This is a genomic window from Streptomyces sp. NPDC107454 (assembly GCF_055582885.1).
The window spans coordinates 36,762-53,774 of the sequence record NZ_JBVJPA010000036.1 but is presented as its reverse complement, the minus strand read 5'-3'; the positions used below and the strand labels follow the sequence as shown (position 1 = coordinate 53,774).

17 protein-coding genes and 1 pseudogene are annotated in these 17,013 nt (G+C 68.0%); 6 read left to right on the top strand and 12 right to left on the bottom strand.

Annotated elements, in window-relative coordinates; translation table 11 throughout:
* Nucleotides 1-94: 94 nt before the first annotated feature.
* From ACZ69M_RS49620 to ACZ69M_RS49610, 3 genes are all read right to left on the bottom strand, one after another.
* Nucleotides 95-325 carry a hypothetical protein gene (locus tag ACZ69M_RS49620; protein ID WP_470060295.1) on the bottom strand — a complete coding sequence of 77 codons (231 nt, stop codon included), beginning with the start codon at nucleotides 323-325 and terminating at the stop codon, nucleotides 95-97.
* 798 nt (nucleotides 326-1,123) lie between these two features.
* A complete protein-coding gene (locus tag ACZ69M_RS49615) occupies nucleotides 1,124-2,158 on the bottom strand; it encodes an alcohol dehydrogenase catalytic domain-containing protein (RefSeq protein ID WP_470060294.1) in 1,035 nt (344 codons plus the stop codon).
* Nucleotides 2,159-2,200: 42 nt separating this feature from the next.
* Nucleotides 2,201-3,394 carry an FAD binding domain-containing protein gene (locus ACZ69M_RS49610; protein WP_470060293.1) on the bottom strand — a complete coding sequence of 398 codons (1,194 nt, stop codon included), beginning with the start codon at nucleotides 3,392-3,394 and terminating at the stop codon, nucleotides 2,201-2,203.
* Nucleotides 3,395-3,525: 131 nt separating this feature from the next.
* Between ACZ69M_RS49610 and ACZ69M_RS49605 the strand changes: the two genes are divergently transcribed.
* Nucleotides 3,526-5,343, top strand: coding sequence for a helix-turn-helix domain-containing protein (locus ACZ69M_RS49605; RefSeq protein ID WP_470060292.1), 1,818 nt, complete (start codon nucleotides 3,526-3,528; stop codon nucleotides 5,341-5,343).
* Nucleotides 5,344-5,398: 55 nt separating this feature from the next.
* Here the strand turns inward: ACZ69M_RS49605 and ACZ69M_RS49600 are convergent, their stop codons facing one another.
* The 5 genes and pseudogenes from ACZ69M_RS49600 to ACZ69M_RS49580 all read right to left on the bottom strand — a co-directional run.
* Complete coding sequence (locus tag ACZ69M_RS49600; RefSeq protein ID WP_470060297.1) at nucleotides 5,399-7,210, bottom strand: phosphatidylglycerol lysyltransferase domain-containing protein; 1,812 nt, start codon at nucleotides 7,208-7,210, stop codon at nucleotides 5,399-5,401.
* 5 nt (nucleotides 7,211-7,215) lie between these two features.
* The gene (locus ACZ69M_RS49595; protein ID WP_470060291.1) at nucleotides 7,216-7,938 is read right to left on the bottom strand and encodes a translation initiation factor IF-2; all 723 of its coding nucleotides are present in this window, start codon (nucleotides 7,936-7,938) and stop codon (nucleotides 7,216-7,218) included.
* 125 nt (nucleotides 7,939-8,063) lie between these two features.
* Entirely contained in the window at nucleotides 8,064-9,170 is a 1,107-nt protein-coding gene (locus ACZ69M_RS49590) for a sensor histidine kinase (protein WP_470060290.1), read from the bottom strand.
* Between the two features lie 216 nt (nucleotides 9,171-9,386).
* Entirely contained in the window at nucleotides 9,387-9,674 is a 288-nt protein-coding gene (locus tag ACZ69M_RS49585; RefSeq protein WP_470060296.1) for an Lrp/AsnC family transcriptional regulator, read from the bottom strand.
* Nucleotides 9,675-9,698: 24 nt separating this feature from the next.
* Nucleotides 9,699-9,848: pseudogene (locus tag ACZ69M_RS49580) on the bottom strand (Lrp/AsnC family transcriptional regulator); the annotation flags it as partial.
* 63 nt (nucleotides 9,849-9,911) lie between these two features.
* Here ACZ69M_RS49580 and ACZ69M_RS49575 point away from each other — a divergent pair.
* Together ACZ69M_RS49575 and ACZ69M_RS49570 are read left to right on the top strand one after the other, a co-directional pair.
* Complete coding sequence (locus ACZ69M_RS49575; RefSeq protein ID WP_470060289.1) at nucleotides 9,912-10,643, top strand: AzlC family ABC transporter permease; 732 nt, start codon at nucleotides 9,912-9,914, stop codon at nucleotides 10,641-10,643.
* The gene (locus ACZ69M_RS49570) at nucleotides 10,636-10,965 is read left to right on the top strand and encodes a branched-chain amino acid transporter permease (protein ID WP_470060288.1); all 330 of its coding nucleotides are present in this window, start codon (nucleotides 10,636-10,638) and stop codon (nucleotides 10,963-10,965) included. The genes ACZ69M_RS49575 and ACZ69M_RS49570 overlap by 8 nt, the downstream gene beginning before the upstream one ends.
* A 103-nt stretch (nucleotides 10,966-11,068) precedes the next feature.
* Here the strand turns inward: ACZ69M_RS49570 and ACZ69M_RS49565 are convergent, their stop codons facing one another.
* Entirely contained in the window at nucleotides 11,069-11,494 is a 426-nt protein-coding gene (locus tag ACZ69M_RS49565; protein WP_470060287.1) for a nitroreductase family deazaflavin-dependent oxidoreductase, read from the bottom strand.
* A gap of 375 nt (nucleotides 11,495-11,869) precedes the next feature.
* Between ACZ69M_RS49565 and ACZ69M_RS49560 the strand changes: the two genes are divergently transcribed.
* Nucleotides 11,870-12,619, top strand: coding sequence for a cyclase family protein (locus ACZ69M_RS49560; protein ID WP_470060286.1), 750 nt, complete (start codon nucleotides 11,870-11,872; stop codon nucleotides 12,617-12,619).
* Between the two features lie 27 nt (nucleotides 12,620-12,646).
* Here the strand turns inward: ACZ69M_RS49560 and ACZ69M_RS49555 are convergent, their stop codons facing one another.
* Nucleotides 12,647-13,297, bottom strand: a complete 651-nt coding sequence (locus ACZ69M_RS49555) for a response regulator (RefSeq protein WP_470060285.1) — start codon at nucleotides 13,295-13,297, stop codon at nucleotides 12,647-12,649.
* A 14-nt stretch (nucleotides 13,298-13,311) separates the two neighbouring features.
* A complete protein-coding gene (locus ACZ69M_RS49550) occupies nucleotides 13,312-14,436 on the bottom strand; it encodes a sensor histidine kinase (protein ID WP_470060284.1) in 1,125 nt (374 codons plus the stop codon).
* A gap of 131 nt (nucleotides 14,437-14,567) precedes the next feature.
* Between ACZ69M_RS49550 and ACZ69M_RS49545 the strand changes: the two genes are divergently transcribed.
* Nucleotides 14,568-15,293 (top strand): class I SAM-dependent methyltransferase, encoded by a 726-nt coding sequence (locus ACZ69M_RS49545; protein WP_470060283.1) that lies wholly within the window; start codon nucleotides 14,568-14,570, stop codon nucleotides 15,291-15,293.
* Nucleotides 15,294-15,346: 53 nt separating this feature from the next.
* Nucleotides 15,347-15,973, top strand: a complete 627-nt coding sequence (locus ACZ69M_RS49540) for a DedA family protein (protein WP_470060282.1) — start codon at nucleotides 15,347-15,349, stop codon at nucleotides 15,971-15,973.
* 489 nt (nucleotides 15,974-16,462) lie between these two features.
* Here ACZ69M_RS49540 and ACZ69M_RS49535 read toward each other — a convergent pair whose 3' ends face one another.
* On the bottom strand, nucleotides 16,463-16,888 hold the full coding sequence (locus ACZ69M_RS49535) for an ATP-binding protein (RefSeq protein ID WP_470060281.1): 426 nt from the start codon (nucleotides 16,886-16,888) through the stop codon (nucleotides 16,463-16,465).
* Nucleotides 16,889-17,013: the final 125 nt, after the last annotated feature.

The following is a 17,013-nucleotide window of genomic DNA, read 5'->3' as shown; positions in this document are numbered from 1 at the left end:
AACATCACCCGCAGCCGCCTCGGACGCCTCACTCGCCAGGGCTTCCTCACCCAGCCGGGACGAGGCCGCTACCAGAAACGGACTTAAGGCCCTCTCAGGGCTGGCCGAAGGCGGCCACGGAATCGAAGCGCAGCTCGAACAGCACACGGCGTTCGTCGCGGCCCGACTCACACGGCGGGCAGGCGCCCCGACTGCAGCCGTACTTGGCCCGCAACCGGTCCAGCTGTGCGCTCACGCGCGCTCCCTCGACCGGGTCGTCCTCGGAGATCTCCCGGACGACCGTGGCCTTGATGCCCAGCCAGTGATGGGCGTCGTGAGGGTTCATCAGCAGAAACGACGCCGTCGGAGTGCTGCGCAGTCATGCCACCTGCTTTCGGTGCGACGCCAGGTTGAGCAGGACCCTGTCATCCTCGTAGTCGAACCACACCGGCGTGAGGCCGGGCCGCCCCCTGCCCCCGGGTGACCGTTGTCACCAGCCCGTCGAGCAGCTGTCTGTACGCGGGATCGAAATCACCGAGACCGCGCACCGCGGCGCGAGCACCGATCTCGAACGGAAACGCCTGCCTCCGATTCGCGACCTCGCGGCTGCGACACGGTGATCGACATCGCACGGCTCCCTGGCCTCGCGGACTCTGCCATCACCGACGATAAAGGGTGGAGCCCTCCGTCACGGATGGGGCGGTGACCACTCATTTCTCAGATCGCTTGCGGCTCTCCATGAGCCGCGACGGACGGTGTCAGGACGGGACCTGCCCAAGCCGCGGCACCCGCACCGGCGCCGTGCGGCCAGAGCGGGTCACGCAACACCTCGCCGCCGCGCTGACGCATGGGCGACGGCACGGTAACGGGCCTGTGAACGATTCCGCCAGTGCAGGTCAGGCAATTGTTCAGCCCATGGGAGGAGTGTCTGAACAACTCCTCCGGCGACGAATATCGGTGTCCGGCGCCGGCGCACACCTGCGGCGCACGAGCAGGAGAACGTTCATGAACTTTGTGGCGGGTGCCGCAGAAACAGATCGGGAGGTGACCGACGGCGTCATCCCGACGCCGAGCCGTGATGCGACGCCATCAAGCCGAGCCCGTAGGGGAGGCACGGACCCGGCTTGATGGCGGTAACGGGTTTTCAGTTGTTGGTGAGGACCACCTTCAGGGCCCCTGTCTCGGCGCTGCGGGTGAACACGTCATAGCCCTGCATCGTCTCATCGAGGGGGAGACGGTGGCTGATGAGCTGGGTGGCGTCGAGTGCGCCGGTGGCGATTGAGTTCATCAGCTGGGGGATGGTCAAGCCGGACGGGATGCCGGTGGTGATGGTGATCTGCTTGGCCCAGAGCTTTTCGAGGTGGAGGGTGGCCGGGCCTTCGTGGACGCCGATGTTGGCGATGCGGCCGCCGGAGCGGACCAGGTCGGCGGCGAGTTCGAAGGCGTCCGGGAAGCCGACGGCCTCGATGGTGACGTCGGCGCCGTAGCCGTCGGTCAACTTGCCGACGAGGTCGTGGACCTCGTCCTCGCCGACGGCGTGGGTGGCGCCCAGCTTGAGGGCCATCTCGCGGCGGGCGGGGGTGCGTTCGACGACGACGATGTTGCGGGGGGAGAAGAGCTTGGCGGTCGCGGTGGCGGACAGACCGACGGGTCCGGCGCCGATGATGACGACCGTATCGCCGGGGCGTACCTGGCCGTTGAGGACGCCGACCTCGTAGCCGGTGGCGAGGATGTCGGTGAGGAACAGCACCTGCTCGTCGGTGAGCGCGTCGGGGATCTTGTAGACGGAGTTGCGGGCGAAGGGGATGCGGGCGTACTCGGCCTGTACGCCGTCGATGGTGTGGCCGAGCGCCCAGCCGCCGTGCACGCACTGGCCGTACATGCCCGTCGTGCAGAAGCGGCAGTAGCCGCAGGCGCTGACACAAGCCGCAAGGATCCGGTCGCCAGGCTGGACGTTCGTCACGGAGGAACCGACCTCCTCCACCACCCCGGTGGCCTCGTGGCCGAGAACGGTACCCGGCTTCACCGTAGGCACGCCGCCCTTGATGATGTGCGAGTCGGTCCCGCAGATCGTGGAGTGCGTGACACGCATGAGGAGGTCGGTGTTCTCGATCAGCGCCGGCATCGGGTGATCCCGGTATTCGATCTTCCCCGGGCCGTCGTAGACGAGTGCCTTCATGTCCAACTCCTTTGTTGAATGCTGGTGCAGTGGTACCGGGCGTCAGATGCCGGGCCCGTAGAGGCCGAATCGCAGGTCCGGGTCGCCCGGGGTCCAGGTGTTCGCGACCTGGGAGCGGTGTCCCATCTGCGCGACGCGGTCGATCAGTTGGTTGCCCAACTGCAGCTGGGCCGGTTCCCAGCGCTTGAGGGCGGTGGGGATGTCGCCGCCGGCCGCGAGCAGGTGCTCGTGGAGGGTCCAGGCGTCGTCGGCGGCCTTGGCCGTGCCGGCGGCGGCGTGCGGGCGGGCGGCGAAGGCGGCGTCGCCGATGATCGCCACCCGGCCCTCGGCCATCGCGGGGATACGGGTGTCGAACACGACCTGCAGGTAAGGCTGTTGGGTCCGTACGACCGTCTCGGCCGCCGCCGGTGCCAGCAACTCCTCGGCAGTCGCACGCAGTTCGTCGACGAACCGCTGCTGCACCTGGCCGGGGTGGACAGACACAGGGCACTCGAAGCCCCGCAGGTCGGTGGTGAGTTCATCGAGCACGGGGCCGGCCTGGACGTTTCGGTACCAGACGTAGTTGAGCAGCCGGTGCCCCTCCTCGATGCCCCCGTCCAGGCCGGGAATCGGGTACAGGACGATGTGCGTGTCCCGGGCCACGCTGTACGTCAGTGCCCCGCCCAGCAGCCTCCGCGTCTCCTCGCTCACCTCGCCCTCCGGGACGGTGCCACGCCAGCCCACGTATCCGGAGTACTCGCGCTGCAGATCGGGGAAGAGCCGCTTGCGGGCGGTGGAGGTGATGCCGTCGGCGAAGACCACCAGGTCGGCGGTCTCGGTCCGGCCGGAGACGAACCGCAGCGTCACGCTGTCGGCGTCCTGGTCGAAGCCCGCGCAGAACTCACCCAGGTGGTAGCGGTCGGTACCGAAGTCCTGGAGCAGCGCGCGGTAGATCGTCCCCCAGGACGAGTAGCGCCACTCGACCGGGTCCTCGTGCAGCACCTCGTTGCTCGTGCCCAGGTGGCGTACCCGGCGGGTCACCGTACTGAGCTCTTCGATGCGGCGGGCACTGCGTTCACCGAACCACTTCATGGTGGTGGGCTGGAGCACGATGCCGCCGCCGCGGTTCTCCAGAAGTGCCGGTGTGCGCTCGTAGATATCGACGGTAAAGCCCAACTCGCGCAGCAGCAGTGCGCTCGTCAGCCCTCCTATGGATCCGCCGACCACTGCGGCGCGCAGTCCCTCGTAGCTGTCCACCGTGGATTCCTCTCGCCCGGGGGTGGTGGACAACATCGTGACTCCGCGCGTGCCGCTCCATACATGTGTGAGAACACAGTAAATTGCCGTTATCGTAGGCAGCAGCACAGCTCGCATGTGAGGAGCCAGCAATGTCGTCGTCTCCGATCTCCACCCCTCCGGATCTCCTGCGCTGGATGAGCGCCATCGATGAGCTGGCCATCGCGGTGAACCAGCAGCGGGACCTGCCCGCCCTGCTCCAGCAGATCGCCCAGGCCGCCTGCACACTGCTGGGCTATGAGAGCGCGGCTGTGCTGCTGGCCGACAATGACCGCACGGTCCTGCGGATCGAGGGCTCCTGGGGGTTGAGTGAGAGCTACCTGCGGTTGGTGAACGAGGAGTCACCGCTGCTGCTGGCGCCCGAGGGCACCTTCGTCGGCAGCCCGTCACGGCGGGCCTTCGTCGAGGACACGCCCGTCATCATCGAGGACATCGCCCACGACCCCTCCTACGGCCCGTGGGCCAAGGCCGCCCAGGAACACGGCCACTACTCCATGGCAGCTGTCCCGCTGCGAAACCAGGGCGAGACGGTCGGCACCATGAACGTCTACGGCGGCGATCCGCGCCGCCTCGGACCTGGTGGCCTGGAACTGCTGCAGATCCTCGCCAGCCATGCCGGCATCGCCCTGGAGACCAGCGCCCAGCTGGAGCGTGACCGCCGCCGGGTACGCGAACTCAGCTCCCTGAACGAACTGCTCAGCCAGCACGCCGCCATCCACGACCGGTTCATCGGCGTCGCCCGGCGCGGTGGCGGTATCACCGACATCGCGACCGCCCTGGCCGAGATCACGGACCGGGCCGTCGCCGTCCAGGACCTCTCCGGGCAGACCCTGGCCGCCGTGCCTCGCGCCGGGGTCTCGGTGCGCCCGCCCGATTGGCTCTCCCGGCTCCCGGAGCACGGTGCCGACTCATTGCTCGACCTCCTCGCGCATGCCGCCCCGGTGGTGTCCTCCGAGTCCTTCCCCGGCCTGCTCGCCGGGCCGGTCCGGGTCGGAGAGGAGACGCTCGGCGTGCTCTGGCTGGCCGGGGGGACCGAAAAGGAAGACCTCCACCTGCGTGCCGTCGAGCAGGCCGCCGTGGTCCTCGGCCTGGAGATGCTGCGTCGCCGGGCGGTCACCGATGCACAGTGGCAGCTCAGGGGCGACTTGGTCGCGGAACTGGCGGGCGGGACCTTTACCGACCTTGACGCGTTGATCGCGCGCGCCGACCGGCTCGGCAGCGACTTGCGGCTGCCGCAGCGCGTCCTGGCCGTGTGCCATGAGGAGTCCGAACGGGGCGGGGAACCAGCAGGCGGTACCGCCCACTTGCTGCGCCTGGTCCAGTCCCTCGACCTGGCCCGCCCCAGGCCCAGACCACTGCTCGCCCTGCGCGACGGCGCAATTGTGGTTGTCGCTCCGGCGGCCGACCCGCAGGGGGTGGAGGACTTCGCCCGGCACATCCGCAGTGTTGCAGCCCAGGCCATGGAATGCGGCGTGCGCGTCGCGGTCAGTGAGACGTGCCCGACGCCCGACCAACTGCCCGGCGCCTTCCGCCTTGCCCTCGGCCTGCTGCGGCTCGTCCCGTACGCGCCCGACGAAGACATCCTCACGGTGGCGTCGGCGGGCATGATCGGCATGCTGCTGGCGGACGTCGACCCGCAGCACATGGGTGTCCTCGCCGAACGCTGGATCGGCCCGCTGCGTGACTACGACCGACGTCGCAGCAGTGACCTTGTCGCCACTCTGCGCACATATCTGACCCATGACCTGAACACCAACGCCACCGCTGAGGCCCTGTTCATCCATCCCAACACTGTCGGCCTGCGCGTCAAGCGCATCGAGGGTCTGCTCGGCGTCTCCCTCACCAGAGTCGGCGACCTGACCACCCTGCGTGCGGCACTTGCCATCCACGACATCACCCGGCACTTCTGAGCCGTGGCCGGCCACAACCGTTCATGGCAAGACTGTTCGGTGGCACAGTTCTTCTTCAGCCGGCGCGCCCGCCGTCATCTAGGAGGTCGTGAGTGCACGCGCGTGCCGACGCGGTGCGGCGCAGGAGGGCGAAGTTGACGAAGCCCTCTGCCTGCATGGCGGCGAAGCCGATGCGCGGCAGGTCGGCCGATGCGCGGTAGACGACGAAGCGGGGTTCCCAGCGGGGCTGGAACTTCGCGTTGAACTTGTACAGGGACTCGATCTGGAACCAGCGGGAGAGGAAGACCAGCAGTCCGCGCCAGGCGCGCAGCACCGGGCCCGCGCCGAGCTTCTCGCCACGCGCGAGTGCCGAGCGGAACATCGCGAAGTTGAGCGACACGCGCGTGATGCCGAATTTCGGTGCCGCCTGGAGGGCAGCCACGATGAGGAGTTCGTTCATGCCGGGGTCGGCCGAACGGTCGCGGCGCATCAGGTCCAGGGAGGCGCCGTCCTCGCCCCAGGGGACGAAGTGCAGGATCGCCTTCAGGTCGCCGTACTTCCCGGGCTGGTCGTCCGCCTTGTGGGCGGTGGCGATGAGGCAGTCGCCGTCGGAGGGGTCGCCGATGCGGCCGAGCGCCATGGAGAACCCGCGCTCGGTGTCGGTGCCGCGCCAGTCCTCGGCGGCGTCTCGGATCCGCTCCAGCTCCGCCTCACCGAGGTCACGTACACGTCGTACCCGGGTTTCGTAACCGGCGCGCTCGATGCGCTTGACCATCTGGCGCACGTTGCGCATCGCGCGGCCGGCGAGGGAGAAATCCGCTATGTCCACCACCGCCTCGTCGCCCAGTTCCAGGGCGTCGAGGCCGGTCTCGCGGGCCCACACCTCGCCGCCCGTCTCCGAGCAGCCCATGACGGCCGGCGTCCAGGAGTGGGCCTTGGCCTCGTCCATGAACCGCTCGATGGCGCCCGGCCAGGCCTCGACGTCGCCGATGGGGTCACCGCTGGCGAGCATCACGCCGGACACGACCCGGTACGTCACCGCCGCCTTGCCGCTGGGCGAGAAGACGACCGCCTTGTCGCGGCGCAGCGCGAAGTGGCCGAGGGAGTCGCGGCGGCCGTGCTTCTCCAGCAGCGCACGCAGGCGTGCCTCGTCCTCCTCCGTCAGGCGCGCGGCCGGGTGCTCGGGCCGGAAGGCCAGGTAGATCGTCGTGACCGCCGTCAGCAGGCCGAGGGCGCCCAGGGAGAAGGCGACGGTCGAAGAGGCACGGCCGGTGTAGGCGATGGGGCCCTCGAAGCCGAACAGGCCGTAGATGACGTGTGCGATGCGGTCGGCCAGGCTCGGGTCGCCGACGATCTGTTGGCCGTGGACGCTGACGATGACCAGGCCGAGGGCGAGGGAACCGGTGCCCATGAGGACGAAGTTGGCCAGCGCGCGCCACCTGCTGCGCGGGTCGGGCAGCGCCGCGAACTCGCGTCGGTGGCGGATCAGCAGAGCCAGCAGAGCCAGCGAGAGGAGCATCCCGAACACGGAGTGCCGGTGGGCGAATTGCGACACGGTGCCGACCGCAAGCAATGCCACGGCCGCTCGCCAGGCTCTGCGCTTACGACGACGCAGGCCGTGCGCGAGGAGGAGCAACAGCAGGCCGGCGCTGAGCGAGAGCGCGGCCGCGAACGGTCCGAGCGCGCCCGGCAGCACTTCCGCAATCGCATGCATCCGGCTGAGCCGGAAACGTGGGAAGACACCGGCCAGTACGTCTGACAGCCCCACGAACACGCAGGCCCTGGCGATCAGGGCCGGCACGGCATCGGGCCGTGGGCCGCGCACCACACGCGGCAGCCCAGGGCGCGGTGCCTCGGGCGATGTCTGCGGGGTGACGGAGTCGGTCACGGTGTTCACCGCATCACTCCGCCCTGGCGGTCCTGCTGGCGGTCGGAGACGACGGGTGGGCGTTGCAGATGCCAGACATGGGCTGGGCGCAGGCCGGCCCGCACGGTCCGCCGGCCGGTGGCGTAGCTGCCCCGGTAAGCGGCCATGACCTCGTCCACAGCGGCACGTTGACGTCTTCTGGACTTCGACGCGAACAACGCACGGATCATGGGCATGCCGGGATGGGCGGAGTAGCTCAAAATGCCACCGGGGTTCAGCAGTTCCATATACCGGCTCATCGTGCGCTCGGCCTGGAGGGGAGCGAGGGCGCGTAGCGGCCGTCCGGCGACGATCACGTCGTAGCGCTGCGTGGTGTCGAGTTCACCGCCACACGTTCGGTGCGTCTTCACCTGCCGTAGTCCGACCGTTAGATCCGGGCGGGCGGCCAGGAGGGCGTGCAGCTGCTTGACGGCACTCGGGTGGGCTTCGTCGATGTCCAGACGACTGTCGCGTGGCAGCCGGGCTATCAGCATGCGGCCCACGGCGCCTGGGGCAGCGCTCGTGAACAGGACCGTCAGAGGACGGGATGACAGCACTGCCACGGGACTGGTCAGCACACGGGCGATGGTCTTGTTTTGAGAAGTGGACCAGGCGGTCCGCAGGTCGCGGGCGGTATCGATCAGAAACATCCAGCCCTCGGCCTGACGCTGCGCCAGGACACGTGCGTGTGAGGTCGTCCAGTCGTTCATAGCCGCGATGCTAGGGACCCGTCCCTTCCCGCGGATCAGTCCTTGTGCGACGGTCGCCCCCTACGAAAGTGGGAGATACGGCGGATCGCCTGGGCGGACTGCGGCGTCGCCGATCGCGACACGGATCATGTGGAGGTGCTGCCGTTCTGCCCTGCGTCGGCGCGGTGAGGGATGCGAGCCGAGACCCGCCAGGCACCGGCGCCGGCTGGTCCGGCATTGAGGTGACCGCCGAGGGTGGTGACGCGTTCCCTCAGCCCGACGAGCCCATAGCCAGAGCGGACGGAGTCGACTTCTCCGAGCGCACCGGCCGTGTTGGTGACCTCTACCAGCGTGGCAGGCGGCCGGTAATCGACACGTACGGTCACGAACGCGCCGTCGGCGTGCTTGCGGGTGTTGGTCAGGGTTTCCTGGACGATGCGGTACACCGCCAGACGGTGGGCGGTGGGAGCCTGTTCGGGGCGGCCGTGGGTCATCTTTCCGACGCGCTGGCCGGCGGCGCGGGCTTCATCCACCAGTTCCTGCACATCTCGCACGACAGGAACCAGCGCGGCAGACGCCTCTGCGGTGCCGGACGTGTGCAGAGCACCGAGTACGTCGCGCAGGTCGGTCAGTGCCTGGGTGGATGTGGTGCGCAGCAAACCGAGTCGCTCGGCGACCGGCGCGGGTACTGTGTGGCTCTTCGTGGCCAGCACACCGGTGTGCAGGGCGATGAGGCTGAGCCGGTGCGCGAGGACATCGTGCATCTCCGCGGCGATACGGGATCGCTCCGTGGCACGCGCCGCTTCTTCGCGCAACCCCGTCTCGACGCGCAGATGCTCCATCTCGGACTCCATCGCCCGCATCAGGCGACGGCGATTGCCGAGCCACAGTCCGGTGACGTAGGCAAAGGACAACACGAACAGTCCGGACACGTACCCTTGGCCTGCCCAGATCCGGGTTGCCGGATGGCCGAGCAGGTTGGCGGTCAGTGCGACGGCGGCGCAGCCCGCCGCCATCCGCATCCGGCGGCGCACAGCCAGGTCGAACAGGGCGACTGCCAGCAGCGGCAGTGTGAGCCATCCCCACCACGCGGTGCCTGCTGTCACCAGAAGTGGTGCGACACGCCCGCGCAGCCCTGGCACAAGCAGGGCCGTACCGCACACCACCGCCGAAGCGATGACCGGGGTCAGGTACTGGCCACGGCCGTTGACCGACGCACCGTTGATGACGGCGATCACCACAAAGAACGCCACGATTGCAGCGCGCCCGAGAGCCGCTGACCACCTTGAGATCGTGTTCCTGTCCACCGTCACGATCCTAGGCAGACTCCCCTCTCGTTCCGTCCGACCATGGGTGATGCTCACCCTCTACCTTCGTAGGGGGTATGCGTGGCACAACGACGGATCCAGCGCCGGACACGGCTGCTGCCTGACTCCCGGTGACGGGATGACCGGACCTCGGAAGTTGCGCTACGGCGACGTGTTCTTGATCGTCTTCATGGTGAGATGCGAGACCACGCGCAGGACTGTCGGGAGTCCGCAGAGTTTGCGGGTGAGGAAGGACTCGTATGCGGCATGGTCCTGCACGCGGACACGCAGGAAGTAGTCGGGACGGTCGAAGAACCGGCGGACCTCAGTGACCTCGTCCCAGGAGGCGACGGTCTTCTCGAACTCCTCCACCGTATTGCCGTCGGTGGCACGGACCTCGACGTCGACGAGGACCTCCAGAGCCCGACCCACGCTCGGCTGATCGATCACGGCGCGGTATCCGGTGATGACACCGGCCTCCTCAAGCCGTCTGACGCGCCTCAGACACGGTGGCGGGGTCAGGCCGACCCGTCTGGCCAGCTCTATGTTGCTGAGCCGACCGTCCTGCTCGAGTTGAAACAAAATTGCGCGATCGATCGGGTCAAGAGCATTTTTGTTACCCATGGCCTCAATGTACCGGAACATTTGGAAATCATATTCCATCGCATTTCTTCTATTGTTTCTCCCATGGAGATATCCCTGGCTCAGCCCCAGGAACCCTGTACCGATCCCGAGCGGCGCGTGGCGCTGGCCGCGCTCAAGGACTCGGCCTCCGTAGGACTGGGCTTCCTGCCGCTGGGCATTGCGTTCGGGGCATTGGTCGTGCAGTCCGGACTCGCTTGGTGGTGCGCGAGCCTCTTCGCCGCCCTGATCTTCGCCGGTTCCTTCGAGTTCCTGCTGATCGGTCTGGTGGCAGCTGTCGCTCCGCTGGCCACCATCGGGCTGACGGCACTCCTGGTGAACATCCGGCACGTCTTCTACACGCTCTCGTTTCCGCTCGACCGGATTCAGGGATTCCTGGGCAAGGCCTACGGGACCTTCAGCCTGTGCGACGAGGCGTTCGCGCTCGCCACGGCACGGCAGGCACGTTCGTGGTCGGGGCGCCGGATCCTGTGGCTGCAGGGGTATCTCCACTTCTACTGGGCGGCCAGTGCCACGCTCGGTGCCCTCCTCGGCTCGCTGATACCGGCCGGAGTGCGAGGGCTGGACTTCGCGTTGACCGCGCTCTTCACCGTGCTGGCCGTCGACGCCGTGCGCGACGCCCGGCACGACATGACCACCCCCGGCCTGGCCCTGATCAGCGCGCTGGTCGCCCGCGTCGTCTTCCCTGGCCAGATGCTGCTCGCCGGGTTCGTACTGTTCACAGGTGCCCTACTGATGCATCGGGCCGTACTGTGCCGGAAGGGCCGCCATGCCTGACGTCCGCTACGTTCTGGCCGCCGTCGCCGTCACGGTGGCCGTCACCTGGGGCCTGCGCGCACTGCCCTTCACGGTGCTGGGGCCCTTGCGATCCAGCTCGGTCGTCCACTACCTCCGTGGTCGCATGCCGGCCGGCGTCATGGTGATTCTGCTGGTCTACTGCCTGCGGGACACACACGCCACGGTCACGGCCGCCGTGCCCGCCGCGCTCGCTCTCGCCGTCACCGTCGGCATCCACCTGTGGCGTCGAAGCGCCCTGGTCAGCGTGCTCGCCGGAACTGCCGTGTACGCCACGCTGGTCAGCACGGTCTTCGTCACCTGAAGTGCCAATGCCAGGACGGCACTTCAGAGACGGCATCTGTGGGCAGGCGTCGTCCCCGGTCCCCGGAACGGCTACCGATCGGCCGTGCGGGGCCCGGGGCGCGTCATCCGGTGGAGCGAGGGTGCAGGACCACGACAGGTATCTCGCGGTCGGCCCACGACTGGTACAGCTCGAAATCGGCGTAGACATCCAGCAGCAGCGGCCACAGCCGGGCGCGCTCCTGCGGATCTGCGGTGCGGGCGTGGACCGGCCGCCGGGCGGCGCGGATCTGTATGTGGGTGTCCGGGTGGGCACACAGGTTGAGGTACCACTGAGGGTGCTTGGGGAGTCCGCCCTGGGAGGCTACGACGACGGTGTCCGCTCCATCGGTCATATAGAGCAGCGGCGTGGTGTAGAGCCTGCCGGACTTTCTGCCCCGGTGATCGAGGAGGAGGGTGGGTACGGGCTTGCGGAAGCCGGCTGCGACGCGCCACTTTCCGCCCAGTCGGCCGCGGGTGCGCCGGTAGACCCATACCTGGTTCCTGGCCATGTACTTGAAGATTTTCGGCAGCAGTGGGGAGTCGAGTTGACGAGGTCGTGGACGCTGTCGTGACACGGATCGCCTCCGATCGGGCGCCGGCCGGGTCTGCCGTGGTGGGGGCCGGGCACGCAGTTCGTACCGCCATCAGGTGTCAAAGGCAATGGGCGCGAGGCTTGAAGCGGAGACCGGTACGAAACCCCGGCACTGACCTTCGGCTGATGACCGGGGCGTGTGTCGAAACTGGATCAAGCCGCGCCGACGCGCTCGACGAGGCCGGTGACAACGGTTCCTGCACCGCTTATTGAGTATCCGTCAGATCCTCGTTCCGTGAAGCGAACTCATTCCCGCGCAGGACAGAAACAACTCCTCCGAAAGGTGTGCTGGATGACTACCTCCGGCCGTTACCGTCTTTGGGACGTGTACGACAGGCTCGTCGGCCATCGATTTGTCGACCTCACTCATTCTTTCCATCCGGGGATACCTCATTCCTCTCTGTTCCCGGACGAGATCCGGACGGCAGTTCGTGATCACGTGGAAGACGGATTCCTGGCTCATGGATACAGTCACGTCGGACAGTGGGGGACCCATGTCGACGCTCCCGTTCACTTCGTGCAGGACGGCCGGAGCGTGGACGAGATCGACGTTCGCGAAATGATCGCACCCCTGGTCGTGTTCGATGTCACGGAACAGGTGGAGTCAAGTGCCGACTTCGTGTTCACGGTTTCCGACGTGGAAGCGTGGGAGCGCCGCCACGGCCGCATTCCGGAAGGCGCATTCGTGGCCCTGCGTACAGGCTGGTCCGACCGCTGGCCTGATCCGGACGCGTTCGCCAACCGCGACGCGGACGGCGTGAGTCACACTCCGGGCTGGAGTGTGGAGGCACTGCGGTTCCTGTGCATCCAGCGGAACATCGTGGCATGCGGCCATGACACGGCGGACACCGATCCCGGAATGATCGGGGCCGAGCAGAAGTACCCGGCCGAGGCCTACATCCTGGGACAGGGCAGATACCAGATCGAGTTCCTGCGCGGCCTGGGGGAGGTGGCCGAGGCCGGCGCCATCGTCGTTGCTTCCTTTCCCAAACCGGAAGGAGGGTCCGGCTATCCGGCCCGTGTCTTCGCCATCACCCCGTGACACGCGCACTGGGGAATGTCTCAGTCGTCAGCCGGTGAGTCCTGCGTCCCGGGCCAGGAGGGCGGCCTGGACGCGGTTGGTGACTTCCAGGGCGGTCAGTATGCGGCTGACGTGGGCCTTGACGGTGCTTTCGCGCATGGAGAGGCGGGCCGCGATGTCGGCGTTGGTGTCGCCCTGGGCGAGGAGGGCGAGCACATCGCGCTCGCGAGGGGTGAGGCGGTCAAGCAGGGACTTGGCGGTGGTGGTCTGGGGCGTGGTGGTGGCGTGGTAGCGATCGATGAGGCGGCGGGCCGCGGTGGGGTGGAGCATGGCCGAACCGCCGGCGACCAGATGGACGGCGCGCAGGATCTCGGTGGGATCGGTGTCCTTGAGCAGGAATCCGTCGGCGCCGGCGGCGAGGGCGTTGTAGACGTATTCGTCGAGATCGAAAGTGGTCAGGGTGATCACCTTCGGGGGGTGGGGGAGCGCGCGGAGCCTTGTCGTTGCGGTGATGCCGTCCATATGCGGCATGCGCACGTCGACGAGAGCGACGTCGATGCGGTGAGCGGTGGCCTGCTCGACCGCCTGGAGGCCATCAGCAGCCTGGGCGACCACGCTGATGCCGTCGTCCGTCTCGAGCAGGTCGGCCAGGCCGAGGCGGACGAGGGCGTCGTCGTCGACGATCATGGCTCGGATCATGTGCGAGTGCCGTTCTATGCGGTGCTGGTGGGGTGGGGGATACGAGCGGTCAGGCGCCAGGAGCCGGCACCAGCCGGTCCGGCGGCGAGGTGACCGCCGAGAGCGGTGACGCGTTCACGCAGTCCGACGAGGCCGTAGCCGGAGCCGGTGCTGTCCGTGCGGGAAGTGCCGGGGGAGTTGGTGACCTCCACGACAGTGACCGGGGGTGGGTAGGCGACACGCACGGTGACCCGGGCTCCGTCGGCGTGTTTGCGCGCGTTGGTCAGCGCTTCCTGGACGAGGCGGTAGGCGGCCAGACGGTGAGTGGTGGGAGCCTGTTCGGGAAGCCCTTCCACGATCAGCTCGATATCCTGCCCGGCGGCGCGGGCCTCGTCCACCAGTTCCTGCACATGTCTCATGACGGGTGTGAGCCCACAGCCGGCGTCGCCTGTCTCGTGCAGGGCGCCGAGGACGTCACGCAGGTCGGCCAGGGCCTCGACGGATGTGCCGCGCAGCAGATCGAGGCGCTCGACCACCGGTGCGGGCAGCGCGTCGCTCCGGGTGGTGAGAACACCCGTGTGCAGGGCGATCAGGCTCAGCCGGTGGGCGAGCACATCGTGCATCTCCGCTGCGATCCGGGACCGCTCCGCGGCACGTGCCGCCTCCTCACGGAGGCCCGCCTCGACCTGCAGATGTACGACATCGGCGGCCAGGGCCTCCAGCAGACGTCGCCGATTGCCCAGCCACAGACCGACGACGATGGTCAGGCTGGGCAGCAGCAGGGTGGCAGCGTAGTTCTGTGCGCCCCACAGCGAGGTGGATTCGTAGCTGAGGAGGTTGATACTCAGCGCGGCCACAGCACAACCCACCGCCGCCCACGCACGGCGGTCCGCGGCCAGGCTGAACAGCGCGACCACCATCAGCGCAAGGAGCGGCATCCCCCACCACGCCGTGGCGGCGGTCACCACGAGGGGAGCGACGGGCCACCGGAACCGGGGCACCAGCAGAGACGCCCCGCTCAGAACGGCCGCGACGGTCACAGGGACGAGATAGGAGCCGTCGTCGACCGACGCCGTGTTCAGCGGCGCGGCCAGTACGCACAGAACCACCAGACCCACCCGCCCGTAGGCAGTCCATCTGCGGCCCTTGTTCCTGCTCACGCTGCTCATCCTAGGCAGACCGAGGCGGGCTTCCCCTGGACCATCAGCCATGTCCACCTTCGACTTTCGTAGGGGGTTGGCATCGCAGAATGACGGATCCGATAGCTGAGAGCGTTTTCTAGCGTCGAATCATGAGCGATCGGACCACCTCTGACAACCGCGCCCCGATGCCTCGCCAAAGCGAGGGCTGGATGTTCCTGGCCGAAGCGGCCCGCGATCTGCGGACCACCGGCGCGATAGCCCCCAGCGGCAAGGCACTCGCCCGGGCACTGACCGAGCCCGTACGGGCCCAAGGCCCCCTGCCGCTTTCGGTGCTGGAAGTGGGTGCAGGGACCGGTGCGGTCACGCGTGCTCTGATACCCCAGCTGCCGCGGGGCAGCCGCCTGGACATCGTGGAGGCCAACCCGCGGTTCGCCGACCGACTGCAGCATCTGGTCGATGCTCATCCGGACCTGGCGGGTCAGCCCACACAGGTGACGGTGCATCAGACGCTGTTGGAAGACCTCAAGACCGACGAGCGGTACGACGTGATCGTCTCGGGGCTGCCGCTGACGAACTTCACCCCGGACCAGGTCGACCAGATCATGTCTCGGCTCATGGAACTGCTGCATCCCGGTGGCACGCTGACGTACTTCGCGTACCTGGGGACGCGCAGGGCACGCGCGCTGACCGCGTCGCGGGCGGAGGCACAGCGACATGCGGCGGTGGACGAGGTGATGAAGGGCTATCAGCGCCGGTATGCCACCGGCCGGTGGACAGTCTGGGCCAACCTGCCCCCCGCCTACGCCTGGCACCTGCGAGGGCCGCTCGTTCCCGCGCAGGACCAACAGCGCTGCCAGGACGGAACGCAGCGGTGAACGCGATATCGGACATCCTCGAACACCTCCCCCCTGCCTTGGCATACACAGTCGTGGCAGCGGCTGTCCTGGCCGAGTCGATTCTGCTGGTCGGTGCCTTCATCCCGACGCTCACCCTGATGCTCACCGCCGGGGCGCTGGCCCGCACCGGTCACATCAGCCTTCTCCTCGTGGTGGTCGTCGCTGTCGTCGCCGTCGTGGCGGGTGACCTTCTCGCTCACAGCACCGGCAGAGTCCTCGGCACTCAATTGCGGACGGGCACTCTGGGCCGCCGTATCCCCGGTGCCGCCTGGCGGCGAGCAGAGACGCTGATGACGCGGCACGGCGGAAGGGCGATCTTCTTCGCCCGCTTTCTTCCCGTCGTGCGTACCCTCGCCCCTCACTTCGCGGGCGCCACGCGTCTGCCCTACCGGCGCATCGCGCCGTACAGCGTCGCTGCGGCCGTACTGTGGGCCATCGCCGAAGCCGGCGTAGGATACGCTGCCGCGACCTCGCTCCAGCGGATTCTGACCCTTGGTGGTCCTGCTGTGGCTGTGGCCGTCCTGACTGCCGTCGGGATCATGCTCCTGTGGCGTCGTTTCGCCCGCCCTGGACCGGGTGATGCCTCCTCCCGGCAGGACGGCCCCGACCACTGTGACGGAGCCCTGGCCGGTCCACAGAACCACTCCGCCAAGGTCTGACCCGATCCTCAACGCCGTCCGCCACCGCAGGCGGCCGTCCGCGGCAGGAGCCGATAGCGTCGGCCGCGGACGCAGGCGTCGCGGCGGTCAGTGGTGGACCGCAGTCACAGGGCGCCGAAGTCAATGCGCGCAGCGGTCGTCTCGTGCCCGGGCGAAGAACAGCGCCGCAGCCGGTCGAACTTCCACAAGCCGGCCTCGTATCGCAGCCGAATCTCGAAGTGTGCGCCGTGGACGCTGGCCAGCACGGTGCTGTGGCCGAGCTGCAGCGAACGTTCTCAGCTCCCGAACTTGGCGGTGCGGTGGCTGTGCCGAGCTACGCTGTCGGTCGGCATGGCCGGGTTCAGTTCAAAGGCGCCGCGGCGGACGTGGAACCGCCACCGCTGCGATCCTCGACGATGTCGCCGTGATGCGATCGCGCTCTGGGGCCGTTCACATGATCGGGCGCTCAGCCCCTGCCGAAACTCTTCAGGGTCCCCGACAGGGGCAAACTCAGAGCAGCAGGTCTGCACGGCAGATCGTCCCGCCGGGGAACTCGAGCCTGGTGTAGCGGGCCGCCAGCGCCTCGACGATCAGATTCCCGCGGCCGTGCTCATCGGCCGCCCAATCGTCGGGCTGGAGGGCGAGAGCCGGCCCCTGGTCGGTGACCTCGACGCGGATGCCGGGCCGGTCGTCGATCAGGGTCAGGGACAGCTTCAGTGTGGCCGGGGCCAAGGCGTGGACAACCGCGTTGGTGGCAAGCTCGGAAACGACGAGCAGGACATCTTCGACGACCCCTGGAGCCGTCCTCCATTCCCGCAGCAGTGCGGCTGCACGGCGGCGGGCGATGGCGACACCCTCGCGGATATGCGGCAGCGGGAAGGTATGGCCTTCTCGAATTCCTTCAGACGAGACGTGGCTACTGACGTTGGTGCTCAATGCCGCCGCCTCCTGAAGTTGGTATCCGGCATTGAGTCAAACGTTGCGGCATGAAAACACCGCTCGCCATGGCTGTGCCCACAGTGTTTGACAACGTCCCTGTTGCATGGAACATGGGACGGCTC

What these genes read in the sequence shown, in the direction of transcription:
- ACZ69M_RS49620 (WP_470060295.1), bottom strand. Translation starts at nt 325, where the DNA reads ATGAACCCTCACGACGCCCATCACTGGCTGGGCATCAAGGCCACGGTC.
- ACZ69M_RS49615 (WP_470060294.1), bottom strand. Translation starts at nt 2,158, where the DNA reads ATGAAGGCACTCGTCTACGACGGCCCGGGGAAGATCGAATACCGGGAT.
- ACZ69M_RS49605 (WP_470060292.1), top strand. Translation starts at nt 3,526, where the DNA reads ATGTCGTCGTCTCCGATCTCCACCCCTCCGGATCTCCTGCGCTGGATG.
- ACZ69M_RS49595 (WP_470060291.1), bottom strand. Translation starts at nt 7,938, where the DNA reads ATGAACGACTGGACGACCTCACACGCACGTGTCCTGGCGCAGCGTCAG.
- ACZ69M_RS49575 (WP_470060289.1), top strand. Translation starts at nt 9,912, where the DNA reads ATGGAGATATCCCTGGCTCAGCCCCAGGAACCCTGTACCGATCCCGAG.
- ACZ69M_RS49570 (WP_470060288.1), top strand. Translation starts at nt 10,636, where the DNA reads ATGCCTGACGTCCGCTACGTTCTGGCCGCCGTCGCCGTCACGGTGGCC.
- ACZ69M_RS49565 (WP_470060287.1), bottom strand. Translation starts at nt 11,494, where the DNA reads ATGGCCAGGAACCAGGTATGGGTCTACCGGCGCACCCGCGGCCGACTG.
- ACZ69M_RS49560 (WP_470060286.1), top strand. Translation starts at nt 11,870, where the DNA reads ATGACTACCTCCGGCCGTTACCGTCTTTGGGACGTGTACGACAGGCTC.
- ACZ69M_RS49555 (WP_470060285.1), bottom strand. Translation starts at nt 13,297, where the DNA reads ATGATCCGAGCCATGATCGTCGACGACGACGCCCTCGTCCGCCTCGGC.
- ACZ69M_RS49545 (WP_470060283.1), top strand. Translation starts at nt 14,568, where the DNA reads ATGAGCGATCGGACCACCTCTGACAACCGCGCCCCGATGCCTCGCCAA.